Origin of the sequence: Streptomyces sp. NPDC005722, assembly GCF_040630935.1 — a bacterium.
GTDB lineage: Bacteria > Actinomycetota > Actinomycetes > Streptomycetales > Streptomycetaceae > Actinacidiphila.
Map to the genome: position 1 here is coordinate 311,304 of NZ_JBEXYN010000004.1, position 25,927 is coordinate 337,230.

The 25,927-nt window shown below is 74.0% G+C and carries 24 protein-coding genes; 13 read left to right on the plus strand and 11 right to left on the minus strand.

Annotation, left to right across the window (positions count from 1 at the left end; genetic code table 11):
- Positions 1-41: 41 nt before the first annotated feature.
- Positions 42-788 carry a GntR family transcriptional regulator gene (locus tag ABZ479_RS07420; protein ID WP_500460513.1) on the minus strand — a complete coding sequence of 249 codons (747 nt, stop codon included), beginning with the start codon at positions 786-788 and terminating at the stop codon, positions 42-44.
- 75 nt (positions 789-863) lie between these two features.
- Positions 864-1,130 carry a CocE/NonD family hydrolase gene (locus tag ABZ479_RS07425; protein ID WP_500460514.1) on the minus strand — a complete coding sequence of 89 codons (267 nt, stop codon included), beginning with the start codon at positions 1,128-1,130 and terminating at the stop codon, positions 864-866.
- A gap of 453 nt (positions 1,131-1,583) precedes the next feature.
- On the opposite strand from ABZ479_RS07425, the gene ABZ479_RS07430 reads away from it, so the two are divergent.
- Positions 1,584-2,498 carry an SGNH/GDSL hydrolase family protein gene (locus tag ABZ479_RS07430; RefSeq protein ID WP_500460516.1) on the plus strand — a complete coding sequence of 305 codons (915 nt, stop codon included), beginning with the start codon at positions 1,584-1,586 and terminating at the stop codon, positions 2,496-2,498.
- Positions 2,499-2,549: 51 nt separating this feature from the next.
- Here the strand turns inward: ABZ479_RS07430 and ABZ479_RS07435 are convergent, their stop codons facing one another.
- A complete protein-coding gene (locus ABZ479_RS07435; RefSeq protein ID WP_500460517.1) occupies positions 2,550-3,305 on the minus strand; it encodes a hypothetical protein in 756 nt (251 codons plus the stop codon).
- Positions 3,306-3,393: 88 nt separating this feature from the next.
- Here ABZ479_RS07435 and ggt point away from each other — a divergent pair, with 88 nt between their 5' ends.
- Positions 3,394-5,208 (plus strand): gamma-glutamyltransferase, encoded by a 1,815-nt coding sequence (gene ggt, locus ABZ479_RS07440; protein ID WP_500460519.1) that lies wholly within the window; start codon positions 3,394-3,396, stop codon positions 5,206-5,208.
- On the opposite strand, the gene ABZ479_RS07445 is transcribed toward ggt, so the two are convergent.
- Complete coding sequence (locus ABZ479_RS07445; RefSeq protein ID WP_500460520.1) at positions 5,190-5,936, minus strand: metallophosphoesterase; 747 nt, start codon at positions 5,934-5,936, stop codon at positions 5,190-5,192. The two genes, ggt and ABZ479_RS07445, sit on opposite strands and share 19 nt — an antisense overlap.
- A 91-nt stretch (positions 5,937-6,027) precedes the next feature.
- Here ABZ479_RS07445 and ABZ479_RS07450 point away from each other — a divergent pair, with 91 nt between their 5' ends.
- The 4 genes from ABZ479_RS07450 (at position 6,028) to ABZ479_RS07465 (ending at position 10,463) form a co-directional block, all read left to right on the plus strand.
- Positions 6,028-6,621, plus strand: coding sequence for a CGNR zinc finger domain-containing protein (locus ABZ479_RS07450; RefSeq protein ID WP_500460522.1), 594 nt, complete (start codon positions 6,028-6,030; stop codon positions 6,619-6,621).
- A 194-nt stretch (positions 6,622-6,815) separates the two neighbouring features.
- Positions 6,816-8,171 carry a hypothetical protein gene (locus tag ABZ479_RS07455; RefSeq protein ID WP_500460523.1) on the plus strand — a complete coding sequence of 452 codons (1,356 nt, stop codon included), beginning with the start codon at positions 6,816-6,818 and terminating at the stop codon, positions 8,169-8,171.
- Between the two features lie 130 nt (positions 8,172-8,301).
- Positions 8,302-9,147: a nitrilase-related carbon-nitrogen hydrolase gene (locus tag ABZ479_RS07460; protein ID WP_500460524.1), complete on the plus strand. Its 846-nt coding sequence runs from the start codon at positions 8,302-8,304 to the stop codon at positions 9,145-9,147.
- Between the two features lie 8 nt (positions 9,148-9,155).
- A complete protein-coding gene (locus ABZ479_RS07465; protein WP_500460525.1) occupies positions 9,156-10,463 on the plus strand; it encodes an aspartate aminotransferase family protein in 1,308 nt (435 codons plus the stop codon).
- Between the two features lie 63 nt (positions 10,464-10,526).
- Here the strand turns inward: ABZ479_RS07465 and ABZ479_RS07470 are convergent, their stop codons facing one another.
- Positions 10,527-11,366, minus strand: a complete 840-nt coding sequence (locus ABZ479_RS07470) for an endonuclease/exonuclease/phosphatase family protein (RefSeq protein WP_500460527.1) — start codon at positions 11,364-11,366, stop codon at positions 10,527-10,529.
- Positions 11,363-12,106, minus strand: coding sequence for a hypothetical protein (locus ABZ479_RS07475; protein WP_500460528.1), 744 nt, complete (start codon positions 12,104-12,106; stop codon positions 11,363-11,365). Before ABZ479_RS07475 ends, ABZ479_RS07470 begins: the two co-directional genes overlap by 4 nt.
- Positions 12,107-12,409: 303 nt before the next feature.
- On the opposite strand from ABZ479_RS07475, the gene hydA reads away from it, so the two are divergent.
- From hydA to ABZ479_RS07505, 6 genes are all read left to right on the plus strand, one after another.
- Positions 12,410-13,816: a dihydropyrimidinase gene (hydA, locus tag ABZ479_RS07480; RefSeq protein ID WP_500460529.1), complete on the plus strand. Its 1,407-nt coding sequence runs from the start codon at positions 12,410-12,412 to the stop codon at positions 13,814-13,816.
- A 17-nt stretch (positions 13,817-13,833) separates the two neighbouring features.
- On the plus strand, positions 13,834-14,853 hold the full coding sequence (locus ABZ479_RS07485; protein ID WP_500460530.1) for a TIGR03842 family LLM class F420-dependent oxidoreductase: 1,020 nt from the start codon (positions 13,834-13,836) through the stop codon (positions 14,851-14,853).
- A 17-nt stretch (positions 14,854-14,870) separates the two neighbouring features.
- Complete coding sequence (locus tag ABZ479_RS07490; protein WP_500460532.1) at positions 14,871-16,409, plus strand: NCS1 family nucleobase:cation symporter-1; 1,539 nt, start codon at positions 14,871-14,873, stop codon at positions 16,407-16,409.
- Positions 16,410-16,466: 57 nt separating this feature from the next.
- Entirely contained in the window at positions 16,467-17,285 is an 819-nt protein-coding gene (locus ABZ479_RS07495) for an inositol monophosphatase family protein (RefSeq protein ID WP_500460533.1), read from the plus strand.
- Positions 17,282-18,712, plus strand: a complete 1,431-nt coding sequence (locus tag ABZ479_RS07500; RefSeq protein WP_500460534.1) for a phytoene desaturase family protein — start codon at positions 17,282-17,284, stop codon at positions 18,710-18,712. The genes ABZ479_RS07495 and ABZ479_RS07500 overlap by 4 nt, the downstream gene beginning before the upstream one ends.
- 62 nt (positions 18,713-18,774) lie before the next feature.
- Positions 18,775-19,758, plus strand: coding sequence for an aldo/keto reductase (locus ABZ479_RS07505; RefSeq protein WP_500460535.1), 984 nt, complete (start codon positions 18,775-18,777; stop codon positions 19,756-19,758).
- 60 nt (positions 19,759-19,818) lie between these two features.
- Here ABZ479_RS07505 and ABZ479_RS07510 read toward each other — a convergent pair whose 3' ends face one another.
- Both ABZ479_RS07510 and ABZ479_RS07515 read right to left on the minus strand, forming a co-directional pair.
- The gene (locus ABZ479_RS07510; RefSeq protein WP_499601407.1) at positions 19,819-20,565 is read right to left on the minus strand and encodes an SIR2 family NAD-dependent protein deacylase; all 747 of its coding nucleotides are present in this window, start codon (positions 20,563-20,565) and stop codon (positions 19,819-19,821) included.
- A 53-nt stretch (positions 20,566-20,618) separates the two neighbouring features.
- The gene (locus tag ABZ479_RS07515; protein ID WP_500460579.1) at positions 20,619-21,398 is read right to left on the minus strand and encodes a DUF4037 domain-containing protein; all 780 of its coding nucleotides are present in this window, start codon (positions 21,396-21,398) and stop codon (positions 20,619-20,621) included.
- An 80-nt stretch (positions 21,399-21,478) separates the two neighbouring features.
- Here ABZ479_RS07515 and ABZ479_RS07520 point away from each other — a divergent pair, with 80 nt between their 5' ends.
- Positions 21,479-23,278, plus strand: a complete 1,800-nt coding sequence (locus ABZ479_RS07520; RefSeq protein WP_500460537.1) for a gamma-glutamyltransferase family protein — start codon at positions 21,479-21,481, stop codon at positions 23,276-23,278.
- A gap of 41 nt (positions 23,279-23,319) precedes the next feature.
- On the opposite strand, the gene ABZ479_RS07525 is transcribed toward ABZ479_RS07520, so the two are convergent.
- The 3 genes from ABZ479_RS07525 to ABZ479_RS07535 are packed head-to-tail and all read right to left on the minus strand — an operon-like array spanning position 23,320 to position 25,884.
- Complete coding sequence (locus ABZ479_RS07525) at positions 23,320-23,820, minus strand: NUDIX domain-containing protein (protein ID WP_499601405.1); 501 nt, start codon at positions 23,818-23,820, stop codon at positions 23,320-23,322.
- On the minus strand, positions 23,817-24,809 hold the full coding sequence (locus ABZ479_RS07530; protein ID WP_500460539.1) for a ketopantoate reductase family protein: 993 nt from the start codon (positions 24,807-24,809) through the stop codon (positions 23,817-23,819). The genes ABZ479_RS07525 and ABZ479_RS07530 overlap by 4 nt, the downstream gene beginning before the upstream one ends.
- A gap of 10 nt (positions 24,810-24,819) precedes the next feature.
- Positions 24,820-25,884, minus strand: coding sequence for an ADP-ribosylglycohydrolase family protein (locus tag ABZ479_RS07535; protein ID WP_500460540.1), 1,065 nt, complete (start codon positions 25,882-25,884; stop codon positions 24,820-24,822).
- Positions 25,885-25,927 lie beyond the last annotated feature (43 nt).

The following is a 25,927-nucleotide window of genomic DNA, read 5'->3' on the forward strand; positions in this document are numbered from 1 at the left end:
CGCCGTCACCGGCCGGTGGGGCGCGCCCCCGCCGGGGCCGGTCAGGACGAGAAGTCGATGCTGTAGGCCACGCGCCAGCGGTCGGCGCGGATCACCGTGTCCGAGGTCTCGACGGCGCGGTCGTCGGCGTCGAAGTACGTGCGCTGGACCGCCGTCACGCACTGACCGTGCGCGCAGCCGAGCGTCTGCGCCTCCCAGCCGGTGGCCGGCCGCGACTCCAGGACCTCGCGGGCCCGCACCACCCGTACCCCGATCGCGGCCAGTCGCCCCCGCACCCCGCGGCGGGCGTAGGGGCCGCGCTCGGGGTGCGCGACGTCCGTGCCGTCGGTGACGGCCAGCGGCTCCCAGCTGGTGGCGAGCTGCACGGGCCGGCGGTCGGCCAGGTACTCGTAACGGGTCATCACCACCGGGTCGCCGGTGACGATGCCGAGCCGCTCGGCGATGGCCGGCGGGGCGGTGGTGGTGACGGTCGAGGCTTCCCAGTCCACGGTCGCGGTGTCCCCGGCGACCCGGGTGGCGAAGGGCGAGTCCACGGCGCCCGTGCCGCGGTCGAGCGTCCCCAGGCCGGACCGGTCGACGACGAACACCCCCCGCCCGAACTGACCTTCGACGTAGCCTGCCGCCTTCAGCACGCGCACGGCGCGGTCGACGGTCTGGTCGCTCGCCCGGTAGGTCTCCTTGAGCCGGGAGCGGGAGGGGATGCGGCACCCGGGCTTGAGGAGTCCCTCGTCGATCCGCCGCATGAGGTCGTCGGCGATCCACTGGTACACCGGCCCCGGCTCGGCCATCCCCGCCCGTCCTCTCTCCCGCTCCTGGCACGACGTTAGGTACGCAGGCCACGGCTGCGTACCGAGGTACGCACGCTACGGGAGTGACGGTCGGCGAAGCGGTACGGAGAGCCGCGACGGGTCCGCCGCCGGGGACTGCAGGTGCCGGGTGCGGCCGCCGTCGATGGATTCGGTCAGGTCCGACCAGCCGCTGAGCGCCGTTACGGCCTCGACGCGCGGGTCGTGCGCGGCCCCCATGAGGGTCGGCCCGGCGCCGTAGGAGACGCTCGCCATGTCGATCCGGCCGGGATCGGCGGGGGTATTGGCGAGGGTCCGGTCGACGACCTCGGAGACGTCGGCCACGTCGAGCGGCCCGCACCTGACCGCCGGTGCCGTTCACACCCGATGGGGTGAAGAGGTTGCCCTTGAGGGTGATCCCACCGGCTCCCGGGATGTCGGCGAAGCGGACGGAGGGAGCGGTGGAGCCGCCGGCCGCGGGGTTCGCGCCGGCCGTCGCGGCCCGTGCGGCGGGGGCCGCGATGCGCAGTGCCGTGGTGGCGAGCAGGAGTGCGGACAACGTTCCCGCGGCGGTGCGAGTCGTCCTCATGGCGGCTCCACATGTCCCCGGGACGAAGTGCCCGGAGAGTGACCAGGGCGACTTACCTCAGGTAATGGGGCTGCATGTTGCGCGCCGGTAATGATTGCGGTGAGCTGAGGGAACGTCAGTCCATCGAGCGAACTTGCGACGCATCCATTGACTTGGGCCACGCGGGGCGCCGAATCTGAACCCGTCAGCGTCGACAGGGGGAGGGCCCGATGGGTGTCGGACGTGCATCGATCCTGGGAGCGGCCGCGGCGTCGGCCGCGATCCTGCTCAGCGCGGTGAGCGCGGTCCCGGCCACCGCGCATTCGCGCGACGGCCGGCACCACGGCCATGGTCACGGCAACGGTCACCGGGACGCGTACGTCGCGCTCGGGGACTCGTACACGTCGGGACCGCTCATCCCCGACCAGGTGGACGCCAACTGCGCCCGGTCGAACCGGAACTACCCCTCGCTCGTGGCGCAGCGGCTCAGGGGCACCACCCTCACCGACGTGAGCTGCGGCGGGGCCACCACCGCCGAGATGTGGAAGGCGCAGGGCAGCAACCCGCCCCAGCTGGACGCGCTCAACCGGCGCACCTCGCTGGTCACCCTGCAGATCGGCGGCAACGACGTCGGTTTCGGCAGCATCATCCGCACCTGCGCCGGCGCCGCGCTCTCCGACCCGACCGGCAATCCCTGCGAGAAGTACTACACGGCCGGCGGGACCGACCAGTTGCGGACCGCGGTCGAGCAGACGGCCCCGAAGATCGACGCCGTGCTCGACGCCATCCGGCACCGCGCACCGCGGGCCCGTGTCGTGGTCGTCGGCTACCCGGCGCTGCTCCCCGACAGCGGCGTCGGCTGCCGCCCGGCCGTGCCCTTCGCGGACAAGGACTTCGCCTACCTCCGGGACACCGAGAAGCGGCTCAACGCCATGCTGGCCCGTCGTGCCAAGGCCGCCCACGCGACCTACGTCGACACCTACACCCCGACCGTGGGCCACGACATGTGCACGGCCCCCGGCGTCCGCTGGATCGAGCCGCTCACGCCCGCCGCTCCGGCAGCGCCCGCCCACCCCAACGCGCTGGGCGAGAAGGCCATGGCCGCCGCCGTCCTGGACCGGCTCTGCGTACGCGGCCGCATATGACGGGGCCGCGGGGTGCCCTGCCCCCGCGGCCGCCCGCCTCGTCCCGGGCCGTCACTCCGCGGTGACGGCCACCGGGAGGGCGGGGGCTGTCCTGGCCTCGCGGGTGACGTCGGCGACGACCTCCACCACGTCGGGTCCGTAGGCGTCGGAGTTGACGACCTTCAGCAGCAGGCAGAAGGTGCCGTCCACCCCGTACTTGCGGGACAGCCGCTGGTGGTGACGGGCGAGGTAGCGCACGGCGGCCTGGTTGGTCACCCCGCGCTGGCCGGAGGCGAGGAAGACCGGGCGGTTGTTCCCGGTGTTCTCGTCGGCGGCCAGCCGGGCCAGGAAGACGTACTCCACCTTGCCCTTCTCCATACGGTAGGTCTCGCCGCCCACGGTCAGCGCGCCCTGGTCCTCGACGGGCCCGGTGAAGTCCTTGACCTGGAAACCGGGCAGCATGGAGCGCAGGTGCGCAGCCATGCGGTGGTTGGATATCGGGCCGCCGATGCAGAACTCCGTGCGGGCGCCGAAGCCCTGCCAGGCGGTGTCGTGGGGCAGGATCTCGGCGTGCGCGCCGCACTCCTTGATCAGCGCGGACAGTTCGATCAGCGCGAAGACGTCATGGCGTGCCACGCTCCATCCCCGCGTCGAGCCCGGGTCGCGGTTGATCACCATCAGGCACTCCGAGCCGGTGGGCAGCCCGAAGAAACGCTGCTTGCGGCGCAGCTTGCGCCGCCACAGGTACGTGCGGACGAACCAGCCCAGCACGGCGCTGATACCGCTCGCGGCCAGTCCCAGCACGATATTGCGCACGTCGTCGCTCATGGGCCGGGATCGTAGTTGAGGCGTTCCTGACGAGGAAGGCAGGGTGGGGTTAGGCTGCCCGGACGGTCGCCCCAGTGGAGGTCCACGTATGCGTCGTCACGCTGTACGGAGTCTGTCGCTGCTCGCCGTAACCGCCACCGCCGCGCTGTCGGTGGCCGCGGCACCGCCGGGGGCGGACGCCCCGGCCCGGGACGCGACGCCCGCCAAGGTCCCGCTCGCCGTCGGCTACGGAGGCGCGGTCTCCAGCGTCGACCCCGACGCCTCCGCCGCCGGCATCGAGGTGCTGCGGCGCGGGGGGAACGCCGTGGACGCCGCGGTGGCCACCGCGGCCGCCCTGGGCGTCACCGAGCCCTATTCCTCGGGCATCGGCGGCGGCGGTTACTTCGTCTACTACGACGCCGGGCAGCGCAAGGTCCACACCATCGACGGCCGTGAGACGGCCCCCAAGAGCGCCACCGACAAGCTCTTCGTCGAGAACGGCCAGCCACTGCCCTTCAACGACGCCGTCACCAGCGGCCTGAGCGTCGGCGTCCCCGGCACGCCCGCGACCTGGGACACCGCCCTGAGGTCCTGGGGCAGCCGGAGCCTGCGCGACGTGCTGCGGCCCGCCGAGCGCCTCGCGCACGACGGCTTCACCGTGGACGCCACCTTCCGCAGCCAGACGGAGGCCAACCAGGCGCGTTTCAAGGACTTCCCGGCCACCGCCGCGCTCTTCCTGCCCGGTGGGCAACTGCCGGCCGTCGGTTCCACCCTCAAGAACCCCGACCTCGCCCGCACCTACTCCGAGCTGGGCCGCAAGGGCGTCTCCGCCGTCTACAGCGGGGGCATAGGCGCCGACATCGTGAACACCGTGCGCAAGCCGCCGGTGGACCCGGCCGCCACGCGGGTCGTCCGCCCCGGCGACCTCACGACGGCCGACCTGAAGGCCTACAAGGCCAAGCCGCAGAGCCCCACCCGGGTGTCGTACCGCGGGCTGGACGTCTACGGCATGGCCCCCTCCTCCTCCGGCGGCACCACCGTCGGTGAGGCGCTGAACATCCTGGAGCGGACGGGCCGGCTCTCCCGCCTGTCCGAGGCCCAGTACCTGCACCGCTTCCTCGAGGCGAGCCGGATCTCCTTCGCCGACCGCGGGCGCTGGGTCGGCGACCCTGCCTTCGAGAAGGTCCCGACCGCGGGGCTGCTGTCCCAGTCCTTCGCCGACTCCCGGGCCTGCCTGATCAAGGACGACGCGGTGCTGACCAGCCCGGTCGCCCCGGGGGACCCGTACCACCCGGCGCGCTGCTCCAGCGGCGGCAAGGCCGCCCCCACGACCTACGAGGGCGACAGCACCACGCACCTCACGGTCGCCGACAAGTGGGGCAACGTCGTCGCGTACACGCTGACCATCGAGCAGACCGGGGGCAGCGCCATCACCGTGCCCGGCCGCGGTTTCCTGCTCAACAACGAGCTGACCGACTTCTCGTTCGTCCCGGCCAGTGCCTCGGTCCACGACCCCAACCTGCCGGGACCCGGGAAGCGGCCGCGCTCCTCGATGTCGCCGACGATCGTGCTGAAGGACGGCCGTGTGGACTTCGCGCTCGGCTCGCCCGGCGGCGCCACGATCATCACCACCGTGCTGCAGGTGCTGACCGAGCACGTCGACCGCGGCCTGCCCCTGGTGGACGCGATCGCCGCGCCGCGCGCCAGCCAGCGCAACGCCGCGGCCACGCAGGTCGAGCCAGGCTTCCTCGCGAGCGACGTGGCGGCGGAGCTGAAGGACATCGGGCACAGCTTCGCCGACGCGGGCGAGATCGGCGCCACGACGGGCGTCCAGCGGTTGCGGGACGGCCGCTGGCTCGCCGCCGCCGAGACGGTGCGCCGCGGCGGCGGCTCGGCGATGGTGGTTCAGAGCACCACGCGGTAGTGGGTCGTCAGGCGCCGCTCGTCGTCCAGCACGTGGAAGGCGACGCCGGGCGGCGCCGTACGGTCGGCCACCGAGCCGTCCGGTTCGCCCTCCCACGGCATGCGCAGCGTCCACGTCACCCCGGGTGCCGCGATCAGCGGCCGTCCGGCGAAGGTGGTGGCTGCGGGCGTGTGGGCGTGGCCGGTGAGGACGGCGATCACCTCGGGGTGCGCGCCCAGCAGTTCCTCCAGGGCGGCGGGCCGGCCGAGCCGGTAGCCGTCGGGCAGCGGGTGGTGCAGCGCGACGGGCGGATGGTGGAAGGCCACCAGGGCCGGGGTGCCGGGGGTCAGCCCGTCCAGCGCGGCCGACAGCCATCCCAGCGTCTCCTCGTCGAGGAGGCCGTCGTCCTCGCCCGGGATCGTCGAGTCGCACATCAGGACCGCGGTTCCGGCGACGAGGTGCGCCCGGTTCACCGGTCCCGTCCCTTCGGCCTCGCCCAGCAGCGCCTTGCGGTAGGCGGCGCGCCGGTCGTGGTTGCCCGGGCAGGGGAGGACCGGGAACGGCGCGTCGAGGATCCGGGCCGCATCCTCGTACTCGGCCGGGGCGCCGTGGTCGGCGATGTCCCCGGTGACCAGCAGCGCGTCGGGCGGGCTCGGCAGCCCGCGCAGGTAGGACATGACGCGGCCGGCGCGCTCCGTCGAGCGTTCGGTGCCGTCGAGATGCAGATCGCTGATGTGAGCCAGCAGCATGGGCCGCTCCCCTCCAGGCTTAATGATTAATCTGACCTTTGACGTTAGAACGGTAGAGTGCCGCCGGCGGACGATCAAGAGGAGGGGCGCCGTGGAGCGCTGCCTGGCCCTGGAACTGGTGAGCACGATCCGGCACGACGGCGACGGAGGGGTCGCCGACGACCTGGGCGACCCCTCCGCGCTCACGGCCTGGGTCCGCGAACACCTCCCGCAGGACGGCGGCTTCGTCGCGGACGGCACCGCGCTCGCCGAGGTGCTCGCGCTCCGCCGCGCCGTACGCGCACTCTTCGCCCGTGCCGTGGCGCCCGGACCGGCCAGCCCGGCCGACGCCGGACGCCTGATGCCCGCCGAGCAGGCCCTCGCGCACCTCAACGCCGCGGCGGCGCGGGTCCCCGTCGTCCCGCGGCTGGTGTGGGAGGCGCAGGACGCGCCCGTGGCCCGGCCGGCGCCCGCCGTGGAGCCGGCCGATCCGACCGCGCGGATCGTCGCCGAACTCGCCCGCGCCGCCGTCGACTTCCTCGCCGGCCCCGATCGCGCGAGGCTGCGCGCCTGTGCCGCGCCACGGTGCGTCCGCTACTTCGTCAAGTCCCACGGCCGCCAGGAGTGGTGCAAGCCCTCGTGCGGCAACCGCGCTCGTGTGGCCCGCCATTACCGCCGCCACCGCCCGGAGGCGGCCCAGTCCTGAGCGGCGGGACACGGCGGTGGCAGCCGTCCGTCCGCGGGGGCGCGCCGCCGTGCCTCCGCGCGGGGCCCGGGCGCCCGTGCAGTCGCCGCCCCCTGCGTGAAAACTCTCCGTAGCGCCGCTGTAACACGACGGGTGTCGAATGCCGTGCGGACCACACGCTTCCGCCGCCGGGCGGCGGGCAGGGAGGAGCGAGAGTGGAACGCGGGGTGCGCAGCCAGGTCGCCGACCCGGTCGGTGAGTTCGCCCGGTACCTGCGGGGGCTGGTCGGTGCGGCGGGCGGCACGCACGGCTGGTACGCGGTCTTCGCCGAACGCGATCCCGCGGGTGTGCGGGCCTGGCTCGACGGCACCGACGTCCCGCCGTGGGACGTCGTCCACGCCCTCCTCCAGGACGTGGCCGCCGCCCAGGGCACCCACCGGGCCCAGGAGACCGCCCGGCCCGCCCGCGGCCTGCACGCCGCCGCCGTTGCCGCCCACGACGCCGCACCGGGCGGCGAGGCGGCGCTCAGCGCACGGCTGGACGCCTTGCTCGGGGAACGCCGGCACGTGGTGCTGCACGAACGCGCGGTCGCCGCCGCGCTGCGCGGCGCAGCCACACCCGCCGAGGCCGAGCGCCTCGGCAACGAACTCGCCTGGGCCCGCGACGACCGCGAACGGGCCGTCGCACGCTGTGCGGAGCTCCGGACGCGCCTGGACGCGGTGCGCTCACGCCCCGCCGTGCCCGAGGGGTGGTTACGCCCGCGGGCGGAACCGGACCCGCCGCCGGAGGGCGGCGGTCGTGCCACCGCCCCCGCCACCCGAGGCCGGGAGCGCCCCCGCGGCGGAGCACGCTACGGCGGGGCCCGCTTCGCCGGGGCACCCGAGGCCGAGGTGGTCCCGCCGCCCGTCGTCGCGGCACCGGAGGACGGCGCCGGTGCCGCACCCCGCGGGGCCCGGTTCGCCGGCGCGGCGGGCCACGACGCCCCCGACGGCCACGAGCCAGGGCAGGACCGCGGCGACGTCCGTACGACCACTCCCGCCCGCGGGCAGGCCGCGCGGGCGACCGCGGCGCGCATGGCGGAACTGCGCCGCACCGGCCGCACCGGTGAGGCGTACGTGCTGATGAGCGAGGCCGTGGCGGGCCCGCCCGAGGACGTCCCCGAGCTCGCGGCCGCGCTGGAGCGCTGCGGACTGGCCGCGGACGTGGCCACCCTGCTCTGGGAGCTGGCAGCGCAGCCCCCGCACCGTCTGGCGGCCGCCGCGGCCGCCCTGGACTCCGCCGGCCGCGGCGACGACCGCCGGACCCTGCTGCACCAGGCCGCCGCCCGGCCCGCCGCCGAGGTGGCCGGGACCGCCGGGGCCCTCCTCGACGCCGGCCACCGGGACGCGGCACTGAGCCTGCTGGCCGCCCTCGTCGGCGCCCGCAGCCCGGAGGCGGCCGCCGGCATCGCCCACGAGGGTCCGGGGCTCGTCGGCCCGCTCCTGGACGCGGCCGGGCTGGTGTCGGCGTCCAAACGCCGCGACGTGGCCGCCGCACTGCGCCGAGCGGGTCTGCCGGGCCGTGAAACCTGATCGGCTTCGTTGAGTAAAGGCGCCGGTATTGCCACAGTGGGCTGTGGGCTCTTACGTTCGTCCCAGCGCCGGATCTACGTGCGTAGACCAGCCCGCCGTTCCGGCGTGACCTCGCGTCAAAGGAGCTGTCATGCCCAATGTCGTACGCGCCGCGCTCGTCCAGGCGACGTGGACCGGTGACACCGAGTCGATGATCGCGAAGCACGAGGAGCACGCCCGCGAGGCGGCCGCGCAGGGCGCCCGGGTGATCGGCTTCCAGGAGGTGTTCAACGCCCCGTACTTCTGCCAGGTACAGGAGGCCGAGAACTACCGGTGGGCCGAACGGGTGCCGGACGGCCCGACCGTGCAGCGCATGCAGGCCCTCGCCCGGGAGACGGGCATGGTGACGGTGGTGCCGGTCTACGAGATCGAGCAGGACGGCTTCTACTACAACACCGCCGCCGTGATCGACGCCGACGGCAGCTACCTGGGCAAGTACCGCAAGCACCACATCCCGCAGGTCAAGGGCTTCTGGGAGAAGTACTACTTCAAGCCCGGCAACCTGGGCTGGCCGGTCTTCGACACGGCCGTCGGCAAGGTCGGCGTCTACATCTGCTACGACCGCCACTTCCCCGAGGGCTGGCGGGCGCTCGGCCTGGCCGGCGCGCAACTGGTCTACAACCCCTCGGCGACCCACCGCGGGCTCTCCTCGTACCTGTGGCAACTGGAGCAGCCGGCCGCCGCCGTCGCCAACGAGTACTACGTCGCCGCCATCAACCGGGTCGGCCAGGAACCGGCCTACGGCGACAACGACTTCTACGGCACGTCCTACTTCGTCGACCCGCGCGGCCAGTTCGTGGGCGACGTCGCCTCCGACAAGGAGGAACAGTTGATCGTGCGCGACCTGGACTTCGACCTGATCCCCGCGGTGCGCCAGCAGTGGGCCTTCTACCGGGACCGCCGCCCTGACGCCTACGGCACCCTGACGGAGGCGTGAACACGTCCATGACCATCACCGAGAACCCGCACGCCACGCTCCACTCCCGCCACCGGGCCGTGATGCCGCAGTGGCTCGCGACGTACTACCGGGAGCCCATCGAGATCACCCACGGCGAGGGCCGCCACGTCTGGGACGCCGAGGGGCGGCAGTACCTCGACTTCTTCGGCGGCATCCTCACCACCATGACCGCCCACGCCCTGCCGGAGGTCACCGCCGCGATCCGCGAGCAGGCCGGCAGGATCCTGCACTCCTCCACGCTCTACCTCAGCTCGCAGGCCGTCGACCTCGCCGAGCGCATCGCCCGCCTGTCGGGCATCCCGGACGCCCGGGTCTTCTTCACCACCTCCGGCACGGAGGCGAACGACACCGCGCTGCTGCTCGCCACCACCTACCGGAAGTCCAACCAGATCCTGGCGCTGCGCAACAGCTACCACGGGCGTTCCTTCTCCGCGATCGGCATCACCGGCAACACCTCCTGGTCGCCGACGAGCCTGTCACCGCTGCAGACGCTGTACGTGCACGGCGGCGTCCGCCACCGCGGCCCCTACGCGCACCTGTCCGACGCCGAGTTCACGGCCGCGTGCGTGGCGGACCTGGAGGACATCCTCGGCCAGGCCAACGGCCAGGTCGCCGCCCTGATCGCCGAACCGGTGCAGGGCGTCGGGGGCTTCACCTCGGGCCCCGACGGGCTGCTGGCCGCCTTCAAGGAGGTCCTCGACCGGCACGGCATCCTGTGGATCAGCGACGAGGTGCAGACCGGCTGGGGCCGGACCGGTGAGCACTTCTGGGGCTGGCAGGCGCACGAGGGCTCCGGCCCGCCGGACGTCCTGACCTTCGCCAAGGGTGTCGGCAACGGCATGTCGATGGGCGGCGTCGTCGCCCGCGCCGAGGTGATGAACTGCCTCTCCGCCAACTCCATCTCCACGTTCGGCGGCAGCCCCATCACCACGGCCGGCGCGCTGGCCAACCTGCAGTACCTCCTCGACCACGACCTGCAGGGCAACGCCCGGCGCGTGGGAGGCCTGCTCAAGTCGCGGCTGGAGGCCATCTCCGCCGGACTGCCGGTGGTGCGCGAGGTGCGCGGCCGCGGGCTGATGCTGGGCGTCGAGCTGGCCACGCCGGCCGCCGCGGGCCTGGTCCTCGAAGCGGCGCGCGAGGGCGGCCTGCTGATCGGCAAGGGCGGCCGGGCCGGCGACGCGCTGCGCATCGCCCCGCCGCTCTCCCTGACCGTCGCCGAGGCGGAGGAAGGCGCCTCGATCCTGGAGTCGGCGCTCAAGCAGGCGCAGAGCGAACTGGGCGACGGACCCGCCTGACGGCACGGCACGACACGGTGCGCCACGGGCGCGGGGCGCCGCCCCGCGCCCGCCGCACCGCCGTCAGGGCTCCAGGTCGACGACGAGCGGCCGGTGGTCCGAGACCGGTACGGCCGGCGCCCGCGCGGAGCGCACGGCGGCCCGCCCGACCCCGGCCGCCAGCACATGGTCGAACTGCACCACGGGACGGTGCGAGGGGTAGGTACGCCTCCGGGCCAGCGTCCGCCAGGCACCGCCCAGCACCAGCGGCGGCACCGGTCCCACCAGGTTGAGGTCGCCCAGCAGCAGGTGCGGCCGGGGCAGCCCGGAGATCCAGCGGCGGACCGCCACCAACTGGCCCACGTTCCAGCCGGGGACGAACGACAGGTGCACCGCGACCACCGTGAACGGGCCGCGCGCACCCTCCAGGACGGCTGCCAGAGCGCAGCGCGGCTGGTCGGACATCATCCGCAGCCCTGCGACCCCGGGCACCCGCAGGGGCAGCCCCACGGGCGAGGGGGACAGCCGACGGGCCCGCCACTCCCGTACGGGAAGCCGGGTGACCAGGGCGATCCCGTGCGACGGCGGGCCGTCGCCTTGGGCGGCGTCCCGCGGCCCGTACACGTGCAGTCCCGGCTCGGCCGGATCGGGCACCCATCCCGTGCCCGGCACCGAGCGGCCGTGCACCGCGGACGCGTAACGCCAGTCCCGGGCGCCCGACGCCGCCGCGGCCACCGCGGCCTGGTCCAGCCCGCCGGACCGTTCCTGGAAGCGGTCCAGCTCCTGCAGCGCGAGGACGTCGGCGTCCAGCGACGCGACGGCCCGGGCGAGCGGCTCCCCGGCGGCCGTCCCGCCGGGGAAGGGGACCGGCCTGCCGTCGGTGATCGGCCGGCCGTGGAGCACGTTGAACGTCGCGAACCTCATGGGTGTGCCGCCCGCGGCCCGGTGGAAGCGGGGGAGGGCACGCCGCCCCGGCGCGGACGGCCCGGCCGGCGGAAGTGGGCGTACGGCGGGTACGCCGTGAAAGCGACGTCGAGCTCGGGCCCGCGCCCGCGGCCCGTGTGCTCCAGCAGCGGTGTGAGCTGCTCGACCACGGCCATGCGGCCCTTCACCACGCCCTTCTGACGCGGTCCCTGGCCGGCCGCCCACGCCAGCTGCGTCGCGGCGGAGGAGAACGTGCCGCGGCTGCCGACGAGGAACAGCGTCCGGGCGTGGCTGACCGGCCGCAGCCGGTCGCGGGCGTCCGCGTGCCCGTGCCGCCTCCACCAGGCGTCGGCGTCGCGTTCCGTGCGCGCCTCGTCCGTACGGGCCGTCAGGGGGACGCCGCCGGTGAGCATGCGGCGCAGCCGGACCCACTCGCTCACCCGCAGGCCCAGCGAGTGGTGGAGCAGGACGAGGTCCACGCGGCCGCCGCACGCGTCCACGAACGCCTCATCGCCCAGGGGGACGCCGTCGCGCAGCGGCACGTGCACGAGGGTCCGCCGCGAGCAGGCCGCGAAGGAGAACAGCCCGGCGAGGGCCGAGAGTCCCGCGTGGTCGCCGACCAGGAAGCCGTAACCGGTGGGATCGGTGAGCGCCGTGTGGCGCGGTGGATGCCACGGCTGCACGATCCGGTGCTCCACCGGGCCGGTACGCGGACGGAAGTGACGCAGCCTCAGCCGCATACGGATGCCTCCATCCGCCCATCGTCGCGGCGCGGACGTGGCGGGGGCAATGCGATTTCGCACCTCGTCGCCTACAGACCCGAACGCCCGGTTCGTGGCATATTGTGAGCGTTCGCCGTACGGCGGCGTGGAGGAGGAGCGATCGTCCCCGTCGATCCCGTCGATGGAGAGCAGCGGTATTGCCACCGTGGGTGACCGGTCATACGTTCTCCACCATGGCGGGGTCTACGTGCGTAGAGCCGTTCCGACATGGCATCGAGGTTTCCGGGGACCCCGCCCTCAGCCGTTGGAAGGAGTGGGAGCATGAGCCGCATCGTCATCCGGGGCGGACTGGTCGTCACGGCCGCGGAGGAGGTCCACGCCGACGTCCTCGTCGAGGGTGGCCGGGTCGCCGCCCTCGCGACGCACGACTCCGACCCGGCGCAGGGCTGGACCGCGTCGGCCGACCGCGTCATCGACGCCTCCGGGAAGTACGTCATTCCGGGCGGTGTCGACGCGCACACCCACATGGAGCTGCCTTTCGGTGGCACCTTCGCCTCGGACACCTTCGAGACCGGTACGCGGGCCGCCGCCTGGGGCGGGACGACGACGATCGTGGACTTCGCGGTGCAGTCGGTGGGCGAGTCGCTGCGCTCCGGCCTCGACACCTGGCACGCCAAGGCCGACGCCCAGTGCGCCATCGACTACGGCTTCCACATGATCCTCTCCGACGTCAACGAGGACACCCTCAAGGAGATGGACATCCTCGTCGAGGAGGGCGTCACCAGCTTCAAGTTGTTCATGGCGTATCCCGGTGTGTTCTACAGCGACGACGGCAGGATCCTGCGGGCGATGCAGCGGGGTGCCGGCAACGGTGGCCTGGTGATGATGCACGCGGAGAACGGGATCGCCATCGACGTGCTGGTCGAGCAGGCGCTGGCGGCGGGGAGGACCGATCCCCGCTACCACGGTGAGGTGCGGCGGGAGTTGCTGGAGGCCGAGGCGACCCACCGCGCGATCCGGCTCGCCCAGGTCGCGGGGTCCCCGCTCTACGTCGTGCACGTCTCCGCCCGGCAGGCCGTCGAGCAGATCGCCCTCGCCCGGGACGAGGGGCTGAACGTGTTCGGTGAGACGTGCCCGCAGTACTTGTTCCTGTCGACGGACAACCTGGCGGAGCCGGACTTCGAGGGTGCGAAGTACGTGTGTTCGACGCCGTTGCGTCCGAAGGAGCACCAGGCGGTGTTGTGGAGGGGGTTGCGGACGAACGATCTGCAGGTGGTGTCGACGGATCACTGCCCGTTCTGCTTCGTGGGGCAGAAGGAGCTGGGGCGGGGTGACTTCTCGAAGATCCCCAATGGTCTGCCGGGGGTGGAGAACCGGATGGACCTGTTGCACCAGGCGGTGGTGGACGGGCACATCAGCCGTCGCCGGTGGATCGAGATCGCGTGTGCGACACCGGCGCGGATGTTCGGTCTGTATCCGCGCAAGGGGACGATCGCGCCGGGTGCGGACGCCGACATCGTGGTCTACGACCCGGACGCGGAACAGGTCATCTCCGCGGCCACCCACCACATGAACGTCGACTACTCGGCCTACGAGGGCAAGCGGGTCACCGGACGCGTGGAGACCGTCCTGTCCCGCGGCGAGCCCGTCATCGAAGGCCGGGAGTACGTCGGACGGGCGGGACACGGCCAGTACACCCCGCGCGGAACCTGCCAGTACCTCGTCTGAGAAAGGCGCGTGGACCCATGGACTTCGGACTCGTCCTGCAGACGGACCCGCCCGCCGAGCGGGTCGTGGAGCTGATGCGGCGCGCCGAGCGCAACGGCTTCAGCCACGGCTGGACCTTCGACTCGGTCGTGCTGTGGCAGGAGCCGTTCGTCATCTACAGCCAGATCCTGGCGCGGACCGAGCGGATGGTCGTCGGCTCCATGGTCACCAATCCGGGGACGCGGACCTGGGAGGTGACGGCGTCGACCTTCGCGACGCTGAACGAGATGTTCGGCAACCGCACGATCTGCGGCATCGGCCGGGGCGACTCGGCGATGCGGGTGGCGGGCCGCAGGCCCAACACCCTCGCCCGCATCGAGGAGGCGATGCACGTCATCCGTGAGCTCGCCGAGGGCCGCGAGGCCGACCTCGGCGGCACGACCGTCCGCATCCCCTGGATCAAGGAGGGGGCGGAACTGCCGGTGTGGATGGCGGCGTACGGGCCGAAGGCGCTGGCGGTCGCCGGGGCGAAGGCGGACGGGTTCATCCTGCAGCTCGCCGACGTCTATCTGACGGAGTGGATGGTCAAGGCGGTCAAGGACGCTGCGGTCGCCGCCGGCCGCGACCCGGCCGAGGTGAAGGTGTGCGTGGCGGCTCCGGCGTACGTCACCGAGGACGACTCCCCGCAGGCGCTGGCCCATGCCCGCGAGCAGTGCCGCTGGTTCGGCGGCATGGTCGGCAACCACGTCGCCGACCTCGTGTCCAAGTACGGCGAGCACTCCGCCTCCGTGCCCGGGGAACTCACCGACTACATCGCGTCCCGTCAGGGCTACGACTACTCGCACCACGGCCGCACCGGCAACCCCGACACCGCGTTCGTCCCCGACGAGATCGTCGACCGCTTCTGCCTCATCGGCACCGCCGAGCAGCACGTCGAGAAGCTGCGCGCCCTGCAGGCCCTCGGCGTCGACCAGTTCGCGGTCTACGACATGCACGACGCCAAGGAGTCCACCATCGACGCCTACGGCTCCACCGTCATCCCCGCGCTCCGCGGCTGAGGGGGAGCACCCCGCCGATGCCGGCCCCCACACCGCCCGCCCAGATCACGCACCCCGACGGCCGCGTCGAGCTCCGCCTCGACGCGGCCGCGCCGCACGGCCGGTACGCCAACCGGGACCTCCTGCCGATCCCCATCGCAGAACGGCACTGGACCACCTACAACTTCACCGCCCTGTGGATCGGGATGGCGCACAACATCCCCTCCTGGACCCTCGCCTCCGGTCTGGTCGCCCTCGGCATGGACTGGAAGCAGGCGGTGTTCACCATCGCCCTCGCCAACGTCCTCGTGCTGGTGCCGATGCTGCTCACCGGGCACGCGGGCCCCAAGTACGGCATCCCGTTCCCGGTGCTGGCGCGTTCCTCGTTCGGGGTGCGCGGCGCCAACCTCCCGGCGATGCTGCGCGCCGCCGTGGCCTGCGCCTGGTTCGGCATCCAGACGTGGATCGGCGGACAGGGCATCTTCGTCCTGCTCGGCAAGATCTGGGGCGGCTGGGCGGGCGCCGCGCACGTGGCGGGCTACCCGTGGACCCTGTGGGTCTGCTTCCTCGCCTTCTGGGTGCTGGAACTCGCCATCATCTACCGGGGCATGGAGACGCTGCGCCGCTTCGAGAACTGGGCCGCGCCCTTCGTCCTCGTCGGGGCCGTCGTCCTGCTGGTCTGGATCACGAACAAGGCCGGCGGCCTCGGCCACCTGCTGGACCAGCCCTCGCGACTGGGCTGGGGCGGCGACTTCTGGAAGGTCTTCTTCCCCGCCCTCATGGGCATGATCGGCTTCTGGTCGACGCTCTCCCTCAACATCCCCGACTTCACCCGCTTCGGGGCCGGACAGCGCGCCCAGGTCTGGGGCCAGTCGCTCGGCCTGCCCACGACGATGACCCTCTTCGCCGTCCTGTCGGTGCTCGTCACCTCCGGATCCCAGGCGGTGTACGGCGAGGCCATCTGGGACCCGGTCGAGCTGGCCGGCAAGACCGACAACGTCGTCGGCCTGCTCTACGCCCTGGTCACGGTGCTGGTGGCCACCCTCAGCGTCAACATCGCGGCCAACGTGGTCTCCCCGGCGTACGACCTGTCCAACCTCGCGCCCCGGCACGTCGACTTCCGCACCGGCGCCCTGATCACCGGCGTCGTCGGGGTGCTGATCTTCCCCTGGAAACTGACCTCCACCCCCGAGCTGTACATCTTCACCTGGCTGGGTGTCGTCGGCGGCGTCCTCGGCACCGTGGCCGGCGTGCTCATCGCCGACTACTGGCTCGTCCGGCGCACGCACCTGGCGCTGGCCGAGCTGTACGAGGCGGGCGCCGGACGCTACTGGTACCACCGCGGCTGGAACTGGCGGGCGGTGCTCGCCCTCGTCGTCGGCGGCCTGCTGGCGGTCGGCGGTTCGTACTCCACCGTCGACGCCGAGGGCCACAGACAGGGCCCGTTCCCCGTCGACGGCCTGATCCCGCCGCTGAAGCCGCTCGCGGACTACGGCTGGGCGGTCGGCCTGGTCACCTCGTTCGTGCTGTACGCCGCCCTGATGCGGAAGGCGGGGCCCGCCGCGCGGACGGCGTGAACCCGCCAAAGCCACGGCGGGTGCGCGTCGCCGCGGCCGATCTGGTCTGATGGAGGAGTGATCGATGACGCACTCTTCAAGGCGGTCGAGGACACGGTGCGCGCGGCCGCCGAGGCGGAGGTCGTGCCGCGCTGGAGGCAGCTGGGCGCCGCCGACATCAGCCACAAGACCGGACCGGGGGACCTGGTCACCGTCGCCGACCGCGAGGCGGAACTACGGCTCGCGCAGGAGCTGCCGGCGCTGCTGCCCGGTTCCGTCGTGGTGGGGGAGGAGGCCGTGCACGCCGACCCCGGCATTCTGCGCCGCATCGGCGGCGACGCCCCGGTGTGGATCGTCGACCCCGTCGACGGCACCGCCAACTTCGTCGCCGGCAGGCCCGAGTTCGCCACGCTGGTCGCGCTCGCCCGCGGCGGCGAGGTGCACGCCTCCTGGACGTACGTGCCGCGCCTGGGCCTGATGGCCACGGCCCGGCTCGGCGGCGGGGCGCTCCTCAACGGCGAGCCGATCCGCACCGCGCGCGACGTCGACGGGTCCGCGCTCAAGGTGGCCACCTCGCAGTTCGCCTTCCTCGACGAACAGGAGCGGCGCCGCTTCGAGGGCCTCGGCACTGACGGCCTCGAGACCCGCCAGTGCACCTGCGCCGGGCTGGACTACCTGGAGGTGGCCCGGGGCGCCATCGACGCCGTCGCCTTCACCTGGGAGTCGCCCTGGGACCACGCGGCCGGCGTGCTGCTGGTCGCCGAGGCGGGCGGGGCCAGCGTCACCGCCGAGGGCGTGCCCTTCCGGATCGGCGGCGGCAACGCCTTCCCCTTCTCCGTGGCGCGCGACGAGGCGACCGCGCGACGGGTCGTCGGCCTCATGGCGGGTGACCGATGAGCAGGACCCGCGTCACGGACGTCATCGTCGTCGGCGCCGGCCCCAACGGCCTGACCGCCGCGGTCGAACTCGCCCGCGCCGGCCACTCGGTGGAGCTCTTCGAGGCCGCCGACCAGGTCGGCGGCGGCGCCCGCACCGAGGAACTGACCCTGCCGGGCTTCCGCCACGACCCCTGCTCCGCCGTGCACCCGTTCGGCGCCGGCTCGCCCGCGTTCAACGCCATGCCGCTCGCCGAGCACGGACTGCGGTGGCTCCACCCCGAGCTGCCGCTCGCCCACCCCTTCGACGACGGCACCGCGGCGGTGCTGGCCCGCACCGTCGGCGCGACCGCCGCCTCGCTCGGGCCGCGCGACGCGGGCACCTACCGCCGGCTCCTGGCCCCGTACGTCGGCCGCTGGCCGACCCTCGCCCACGACTTCCTGCGCCCCCAGTGGCGGGGACTGCCCCGCGACCCGCTGCGCTTCGCGAGCTTCGGGCTGACCGGGCTCCCGCCGGTGGCCGTGCTCGCCCGGCTGTTCCGCGACGAGAAGGCGCGCGGGCTGCTGGCCGGTCTCGCCGCCCACGCCATCGCGCCGCTGACCAGCCCGCTCACCGGCGCGACGGCGCTGATGTTCGCCGTCGCCGGCCACGACGTCGGCTGGCCGGTGCCGCGCGGCGGCTCCCAGGCGATCGCCGACGCCCTCGCCTCCTACCTGCGGCTGCTCGGCGGCACGATCCACACGGGCGTCATGGTCCGCAAGCTCGACGAGCTGCCGCCGGCGCGCGCGTACGTCTTCGACACCTCGCCGACCGCGCTGGCGCGCATCGCCGGGCTCGGCGACGCGTACCGGAACTACCGCTACGGACCGGCCGTCTGGAAGATCGACTACGCGCTGGACGGCCCGGTGCCCTGGACCGCCGCCGACGCCCGGCGGGCCGGCACCGTGCACATCGGGCCCACCTTCGGCGAGATCGGCGACGCCCTGAACCGGGCGGTGCGCGGCCGGCCGCCGCAGACCCCGTTCCTGATCGCCGCCCAGCCCAGCGTCGTCGACCCCGGGCGCGCCCCCGAGGGCAAGCACGTCTTCTGGGTGTACGGGCACGTGCCCAACGGCTGGAGCGGCGACGCCACCGAGGCCGTCGAGCGGCAGATCGAGCGCTTCGCGCCCGGCTTCCGGGACCTCGTCCTCGCCCGGGCGGTCAGCGGACCGGCCGAGCTCGCCGCCCGCAACCCCAACTACATCGGCGGCGACATCGGCAGCGGGGCCTTCGCCGGCCTGCAGACGGCCTTCCGCCCCAGGCCCAAGTGGAACCCGTACAGCACCTCGCGCCCGGGGGTCTTCCTCTGCTCCTCGGCCAGCCCGCCCGGCCCCGGTGTCCACGGCATGTCCGGCCACCACGCGGCCCGCGCCGTGCGCCGTCACCTGGAGGGGGCCGCCCGCCGGTAGTGCCCGGCGCCGGCCCCGCCCCGTCGGTCGCGGCCGGCGGGGCAGCGACTAGCATCGAGGGCATGGAGCAGCGCGTATTGGGCAGGACGGGCCGCAAGGTGTCCGTCGTGGGTCTCGGCACCTGGCAGCTGGGCGCCGACTGGGGCGAGGTCCGCGAGGAGGACGCACTCGCCGTCCTGGACGCGGCCGTGGCGGAGGGCGTGACCCTCTTCGACACCGCGGACGTCTACGGCGACGGACGCAGCGAGCAGCTGATCGGCCGCTACCTGCGGGAGCGCCCGGACGCCGGGATCTTCGTCGCCACGAAGATGGGACGCCGGGTCGCCCAGGTCCCCGAGAACTACGTCCTCGACAACTTCCGCGCCTGGAACGACCGTTCCCGGGCCAACCTGGGCGTCGACACCCTCGACCTCGTGCAGCTGCACTGCCCGCCGACCGCCGTCTACTCCTCGGACGCCGTCTTCGACGCCCTCGACACCCTCGTCGAGGAGCAGCGCATCGCGGCCTACGCCGTCAGCGTCGAGACCTGCGAGGAGGCGCTGACGGCGATCGCCCGCCCGGGCGTCGCGAGCGTGCAGATCATCCTCAACGCCTTCCGGCTCAAGCCCCTGGAGCAGGTGCTGCCGGCCGCCGCCGAGGCCGGGGTGGGCATCATCGCCCGCGTGCCCCTCGCCTCCGGCCTGCTGTCCGGCCGCTACACCAAGGACACCGTCTTCCCCGCCGACGACCACCGCACCTACAACCGGCACGGCGAGTCCTTCGACCAGGGCGAGACCTTCTCCGGCGTCGACTACGCGACCGGCCTGGAGGCCGCCGCCGAGTTCACCGCCCTCTCCCCGGAGGGCGCCACCCCGGCCCAGACCGCGCTGCGCTGGATCATCCAGCAGCCCGGCGTCACCACCGTGATCCCCGGTGCCCGCTCCGTCGAGCAGGCCCGCGCCAACGCCGAGGCCGCCGCCCTGCCGGCGCTGCCGCAGAGCACGCTGGACGCCGTGCGGGACCTGTACGACCGGAGCATCCGCGCCCAGGTCCACCACCGCTGGTAGACCCGCGGCGGAGCCGTCACAGCCGTGCCCCCGGACGCTCGCCGTCCGGGGGCACGCGTGTCAGCCCGCCGCGGCCTCGCGGGCGATCCCGTCCAGGAGCGCGGGCAGCGAGCTCCCGATCGGCTCGCGCACCAGCTCGTCCGCGATCGCGTCGTACGGTGTCGGCTCGGCGTTGACGATCACCAGTCGCGCGCCGTGTTCCGCCGCCATCCCGGCGAGCGACGCGGCCGGCTGCACCTGCAGGCTGGTGCCGACCGCGACGAGGACCGTGCATCCCTTGGCGATGGTCATCGCGTTGCCCAGGACCACCGGGTCCAGCCGCTGCCCGAACATGACGGTCGCCGACTTCAGGATCCCGCCGCACTCCCCGCACGCCGGGTCCGGCTCGCCCGCCCGGACCCGCGCCAGCGCCGCGTCCATGGACGTCCGGTCGTGGCACCGCGTGCACACCACGGCCCGGGCCGTGCCGTGCAGCTCCAGCACCTTGCGCTCGGGCAGGCCCGCCATCTGGTGCAGTCCGTCGACGTTCTGCGTGATCACGCGCACCGGCACGCCCGACCGCTCCAGCCGGACGATCGCCTCGTGCGCGGCATTGGGCCGCGCCTCCAGCGCCGGGCCCTCCATGCGCATCAGCCACGACCTGCGGCGCACCTCGGGATCGGCCATGTAGTGCTCGTACGTCACGAGCTTCTCGGCCTCGGGGTCGCGCCGCCACAGCCCGTTCGGGCCGCGGTAGTCGGGGATGCCGGAATCGGTGGAGATGCCCGCGCCGCTGAGGATCGCGACAAGCGGCTTCTTCGCGCTCATGCCGCGAGGTTACGCAGACCGGGAAGGCCGCGGCCATCGGGTTTTCCCGCCGGTCAGGCCAGCGCCGCGCGCACCCGTGCGACCATGGCCGAGGCGTCCTCCACCGCGGCCACCGGGTCGCCGAGGCCGGCCAGCACCGCCTCGGCGCGGGCGCGGAAGCCCGCCGGGGTGTCCGGGAGGGCGTCCGCCGCGGCGAGGGCCCCCTTCTCGTTGAGGCACCACACGCGGTGGTGGGCGTGGAGCGACTGCGCCAGCACCCCGACCGCCCGGGACAGGCACAGCGCCGCGTGCAGGACGTCCCCGGCGCCCGCGGACTTGCGGGCGTTCGCGACGAGGAAGTCCGCCTCCCAGGAGGCCCCGACGAGCGCCCGGCGCAGCGGTTCGGGGTAGACCCGCGCTGCCTCGCGCAGCGCGGTCAGCTCGCCCCCCGGGTCGGCCAGGACCCTGCCGAGGGCGACCTCCCCGGCGTACACCGGGGACCAGAAGCCCAGCGGATGGCCGGCCTGGACGCCCACCTCGTAGCGGCCGGCGCGGCAGTCGTCCCACACCCGCCGCACACGGTCGAGGTCCCGCAGGATCCAGTCGACCTGCACGCCGTCGACGCGCAACCACGCCCCGCCGTTCACCCAGGGCCCCCAGCCGCCGGGGCCGGCGACCTCGACCGGGGCGCCCGTCGCCTCGGCGGCGAGGGCGGCCAGCGCCGCCACGTCCGGTTCGCCGCGGTAGTAGACGCCGAGGTCCCAGTCGGAGTCGGGGCGGTGCGCACCGCGTGCCCGGCTGCCGCCGAGCATCACCCCGACCACACCGGGGACGCGGGCGAGCGACCGCGCCATGGAGGCGACGGGGGGTGCGTGTTCGGTTTCGTGGGACACCGTGCGAGTGTAGGAGCACCCCCGGCGCGAGGAGCACTGCATTGTTCACGACCCGCCCCACCCTTCAGGGCACCTTCGGAATGGCCTCCTCCACGCACTGGCTCGCCTCGCAGTCGGCGATGGCCGTGCTGGAGAGCGGCGGCAACGCCTACGACGCGGCGGTGGCCGCCGGGTTCGTCCTGCACGTGGTGGAGCCGCACCTCAACGGCCCCGCCGGAGAGGTCCCGATCATCGTCGCGCCCGCCGGCGGCCCGGTGCGCGTGCTCTGCGGCCAGGGCCCCGCCCCCGCCGGGGCGAGCGTCGACCACTACCGCGCGCTGGGCCTGGAGTTCGTCCCCGGCACCGGTCCGCTCGCGGCCGCCGTGCCCGGCGCCTTCGACGCGTGGATGGTGCTGCTGCGCGACCACGGCACCAAGCCGCTCGCGGACGTCCTCTCCTACGCCATCGGCTACGCCGAGCAGGGCCACCCCGCGGTCGAGGCGGTCGGCGCCACGGTCGGCTCCGTCCAGGCGCTGTTCGAGACGGAGTGGACCACCTCGGCCGAGCTGTACCTGGCCGGTGGACGTCCACCCCGGGCCGGGGCCCTGCTGCGCAACCCCGCTCTCGCCGCCACCTGGCGGCGGCTGCTGCGCGAGGCGGAGGCCGCCGGCAGCGGCCGGGAGGCGCAGATCGAGGCGGCCCGCAAGGTGTGGCGCGAGGGCTTCATCGGCGAGGCCCTGGCGGCCTTCGCCGCCCGTCCCGCGATGGACACCACCGGCGAGCGCCACGCCTCCACCCTGACCGGTGACGACCTCGTCGCGTACGAGGCCCGCCACGAGGACCCGGTCACCCTCGACTGGAACGGCTGGACGGTCTGCAAGGCGGGACCCTGGAGCCAGGGCCCGTCCTTCCTGCAGCAACTGGCCCTGCTGCCGCCGGACTCGGCCGACCTGGAGTACGGCACCGCCGACTACGTGCACACCCTGGTCGAGGGCACCAAGCTCGCGATGGCCGACCGCGAGGCCTGGTACGGCGACGCCGAGGACGACGTCCCCCTCGCGGAACTGCTGTCCCCCGCCTACAACGACGCGCGGCGCGCCCTGGTCGACCGCGCCAAGGCCTCCCACGAGCTGCGCCCCGGCAGTCCCGGTGGCCGCACGCCGCGGCTTCCCCGCTTCCCGCTCCACGACCCGGCGGCGGCACCGGACTTCGACGCCATGGGGGTCGGGGAGCCGACCGTCGCCCACGACGGCGCGACCCGCGGCGACACCTGCCACCTCGACGTCGTCGACCGCTGGGGCAACATGGTCGCCGCCACCCCCAGCGGCGGCTGGCTCCAGTCCAACCCGGTCGTCCCCGGGCTCGGTTTCCCGCTCGGCACCCGCCTGCAGATGACCTGGCTGGAGCCCGGACTGCCCAACTCCCTCACCCCGGGCCGCCGTCCGCGCACCACGCTCACCCCCTCGCTCGCGCTGCGCGACGGGGTGCCGGTGATGGCCTTCGGCACCCCCGGCGGCGACCAGCAGGACCAGTGGTCGCTGCACTTCTTCCTGGGCGTCGCCCTGCGCGCCCCCGTCCGGGGCGGTCTCGACCTCCAGGGCGCCATCGACGCGCCCAACTGGCACAACGACAGCTTCCCGAGCTCCTTCCACCCCCGGGAGATGCGCCCGGGCAGCCTCACCGTGGAGAGCCGCTTCGAGGAGTCCGTCATCGCCGGGCTCCGCGGCCGCGGCCACGACGTGACCGTCGGCGCCCCCTGGTCCGAGGGCCGCCTGTGCGCCGTGGCCCGCGACCCGGAGACCGGCGTGCTGTCCTCCGCGGCGAACCCGCGTGGGATGCAGGGCTACGCGGTGGGCCGCTGACCGGCCCGCCGGGGACGGTCAGCGGCGGGCGGCACGCGGTACTACGCCGGGGGACGCCCGTTGACCAGCTCGACGGGGAACGCGCCGTCCTCCAGCGCCGCCAGGGCGGCGCGGACGCGGCGGTAGAGGCCGGCGGAGAGGTACTCCTCGGCCTCCTCGGGCGTCGCCATGCGCCAGGCGGACAACTCCTCCTCCTGCAGCACGATCGCGCCCAGCGCGGCCTCGTCGAGCACCCCGCCGTCGTACATGTACGAGGCGAGCGGCGGCCGTCCGGACGGCCCCTGCACCCAGTCCACGGTGAGGAGGGCGCCCGGTTCGACGTCGAGCCCGACCTCCTCCAGGGTCTCCCGGCGTGCCGCCTCGCGGGGCGTCTCCCCGTCGGCCGACTCGATGGTGCCGCCGGGCAGCACCCACTTGCCGTCCTCGCGGTAGGTGGTCTCGGCGATCAGGATGCGGCCCTCGGCGTCGCGGAAGAGCGTGCTGGCCCCGGCGAGGATCTTCGGCAGGCTGTCGATGTACGCGGAGAATTCGGTGGTCGTCACGGGCCCCAACCTACGGGTTCGCGGCCCTCGACGGCGGCGGCCACCTGCGCCGCCTCCAGGCTTCCGGGGGCGCGACGGTCGCGCGCCGCACCGTTCGCGAGCCGCCGCAGCGTCTCGTTGACCGGCACGGGTATCCCGTGGAGCCGCCCCAGCAGCACGATCTCGCCGTTGAGCCAGTCCGCCTCGACGCTGCCGGTGCCCCGGGTCAGGCTCTGCCAGGACGAGCCGCCGCCCCGGGCGAAGCCCTCGACCGGCCGCAGGCTCACCCGGTCCCCGCGGACCGTCGCCTGCTCCTCCACGCCCGCGTACGGGACGCCCGCGGCGTCGAGCACCGCCGCACCCTCGGCCCGGGCCCGCTCCAGGAGCGCGGCCGCCGTGTCGTCCACGCCGCCGCACAGGGCCTCGACGGCGTTGCCCAGGTTCGACAGCAGCTTGGCGTACTTCCAGCGCATCACGTCGGGCACGACCGGGGCGGCGAACGAGGACTTCTCCAGGTCCGCGGAGACCGCCCGGGCGAGGTCGTCCGTTCCGTGCGGGTAGCGGCCCAGGTGGAGGATGCCGGTCAGCGGCCCGCACGGGGCGACGACCTCACCGGGCTCCAGGTGGGTCGACGGCAGCCACACGCACATCCCGTACACGTCGCGGAAGCGGCGCAGGGCCATGCGTTCGTTGGCGACGCCGTTCTGGGCGCAGACCAGCGGCAGACGGTCCGCCACCGGGGCCCAGGCGTCGAGGGCCGCCTGCGTGTCCTGCGTCTTCACCGCCAGCACCAGCACGTCGTCCTCGCGCAGCGTCAGCTCCTCCGGGCCGCCGGCCACCGGGACGGGCAGCGTCATCGTCCCGTCCGGCGTCCGCAGGGTCAGCCCGCGCTCGCGCAGCGCCTCCAGGTGCGCTCCCCGCGCGACCAGGACGACCTCGTGCCCGCTCCCGTACAGCCGGCCGCCGATCGTCGCGCCGACCGCGCCCGCTCCCACCACGATGTATCGCACAGGCGGGACCCTACGGCACCAGGAGAGCGGTGCGGCGGGCCAGCTCGCTGATCGCCGCCCCGTCGAAGCCGAACACCGCGCTGCGCACCCGGTCCTCCAGCGGCCCGGTCCACTGCGGCGGGATCGCCGACGCGCCGCAGAGCACCCCGGCGACCGAACCCGCCGTCGCCCCACCGGAGTCGGTGTCCAGGCCGCCGCGTACGGTCAGCGCGATCGTGGCGGTGAAGTCGCCCGCGCCGTAGAGCAACCCGGCGGTGACGAGCGCGGCGTTGGGGACGGTGTGGATCCAGTGCAGCCCGCGGTTCTCCTCGTCCAGCTCCGCCATGGTGCCCGCCCAGTCCAGCCCCGCCTCGTGCAGCGCCATGGTCCGGCGCACCGTGCGGGCCAGCCGGCAGCCCGGCGGCACGTGCTGCAGCGCCGACTCCAGCGCGGCCCGCGCGCCGGGCGCCGTGAACGCCGACGCGATCAGCGCCGCCGCCCACATCGCCCCGTACACCCCGTTGCCCGTGTGGGACAGCACCGCGTCCCGGCGGGCGAGGGAGGCGGCCCGCCGGGGGTCGCCGGGAGAGGTCCAGCCGTACACGTCGGCGCGGATCAGCGCCCCGATCCACTCCTGGTACGGGTTGTCGGCCGTGGCCGTCAGCGGCGGCCTCAGCCCCTTGGCGAGGTTGCGGTACGCCGCCCGCTCGGCGGTGAAGGTCTGCAGGTAGGGGAGGCGCAGCAGCCACAGCTCGCCGACCTGCTCGGTGGTGAACTCCGGGCCGTACGTCTCCAGCAGGTCGAGTCCGAGGATCGCGTAGTCCACGTCGTCGTCCCGCGCGCTGCCGTGGATGTTGCCGCGGGTGCACTGCGGCCACTCCGGGCGCAGCGCGAACTCGGCCGGGTCCGGCGGCGGGTCCAGCGCCGGGATGTAGTCGGTCAGCGGCAGCGCCCCGGCACGGCGCAGGTAGCGGTCGATCCGGTCGCGCGTCCAGTGGTCGCCACGTTCGACGGGCTTGCCGAGCATGTTGCCGGCGATCCGGCCGAGCCAGCCGCCGAGGACGCGGTCGTCGAGGGAGAGGGCGGAGAAGGCCATGCCTCCGGTGTACCGCCCCGCGCCCCGGGATAGGGTCCAAGCG

What these genes read in the sequence shown, in the direction of transcription:
- ABZ479_RS07420 (WP_500460513.1), bottom strand. Translation starts at nt 788, where the DNA reads ATGGCCGAGCCGGGGCCGGTGTACCAGTGGATCGCCGACGACCTCATG.
- ABZ479_RS07430 (WP_500460516.1), top strand. Translation starts at nt 1,584, where the DNA reads ATGGGTGTCGGACGTGCATCGATCCTGGGAGCGGCCGCGGCGTCGGCC.
- ABZ479_RS07435 (WP_500460517.1), bottom strand. Translation starts at nt 3,305, where the DNA reads ATGAGCGACGACGTGCGCAATATCGTGCTGGGACTGGCCGCGAGCGGT.
- ggt (WP_500460519.1), top strand. Translation starts at nt 3,394, where the DNA reads ATGCGTCGTCACGCTGTACGGAGTCTGTCGCTGCTCGCCGTAACCGCC.
- ABZ479_RS07445 (WP_500460520.1), bottom strand. Translation starts at nt 5,936, where the DNA reads ATGCTGCTGGCTCACATCAGCGATCTGCATCTCGACGGCACCGAACGC.
- ABZ479_RS07460 (WP_500460524.1), top strand. Translation starts at nt 8,302, where the DNA reads ATGCCCAATGTCGTACGCGCCGCGCTCGTCCAGGCGACGTGGACCGGT.
- ABZ479_RS07465 (WP_500460525.1), top strand. Translation starts at nt 9,156, where the DNA reads ATGACCATCACCGAGAACCCGCACGCCACGCTCCACTCCCGCCACCGG.
- ABZ479_RS07470 (WP_500460527.1), bottom strand. Translation starts at nt 11,366, where the DNA reads ATGAGGTTCGCGACGTTCAACGTGCTCCACGGCCGGCCGATCACCGAC.
- ABZ479_RS07475 (WP_500460528.1), bottom strand. Translation starts at nt 12,106, where the DNA reads ATGCGGCTGAGGCTGCGTCACTTCCGTCCGCGTACCGGCCCGGTGGAG.
- hydA (WP_500460529.1), top strand. Translation starts at nt 12,410, where the DNA reads ATGAGCCGCATCGTCATCCGGGGCGGACTGGTCGTCACGGCCGCGGAG.
- ABZ479_RS07485 (WP_500460530.1), top strand. Translation starts at nt 13,834, where the DNA reads ATGGACTTCGGACTCGTCCTGCAGACGGACCCGCCCGCCGAGCGGGTC.
- ABZ479_RS07490 (WP_500460532.1), top strand. Translation starts at nt 14,871, where the DNA reads ATGCCGGCCCCCACACCGCCCGCCCAGATCACGCACCCCGACGGCCGC.
- ABZ479_RS07500 (WP_500460534.1), top strand. Translation starts at nt 17,282, where the DNA reads ATGAGCAGGACCCGCGTCACGGACGTCATCGTCGTCGGCGCCGGCCCC.
- ABZ479_RS07505 (WP_500460535.1), top strand. Translation starts at nt 18,775, where the DNA reads ATGGAGCAGCGCGTATTGGGCAGGACGGGCCGCAAGGTGTCCGTCGTG.
- ABZ479_RS07510 (WP_499601407.1), bottom strand. Translation starts at nt 20,565, where the DNA reads ATGAGCGCGAAGAAGCCGCTTGTCGCGATCCTCAGCGGCGCGGGCATC.
- ABZ479_RS07515 (WP_500460579.1), bottom strand. Translation starts at nt 21,398, where the DNA reads ATGGCGCGGTCGCTCGCCCGCGTCCCCGGTGTGGTCGGGGTGATGCTC.
- ABZ479_RS07535 (WP_500460540.1), bottom strand. Translation starts at nt 25,884, where the DNA reads ATGGCCTTCTCCGCCCTCTCCCTCGACGACCGCGTCCTCGGCGGCTGG.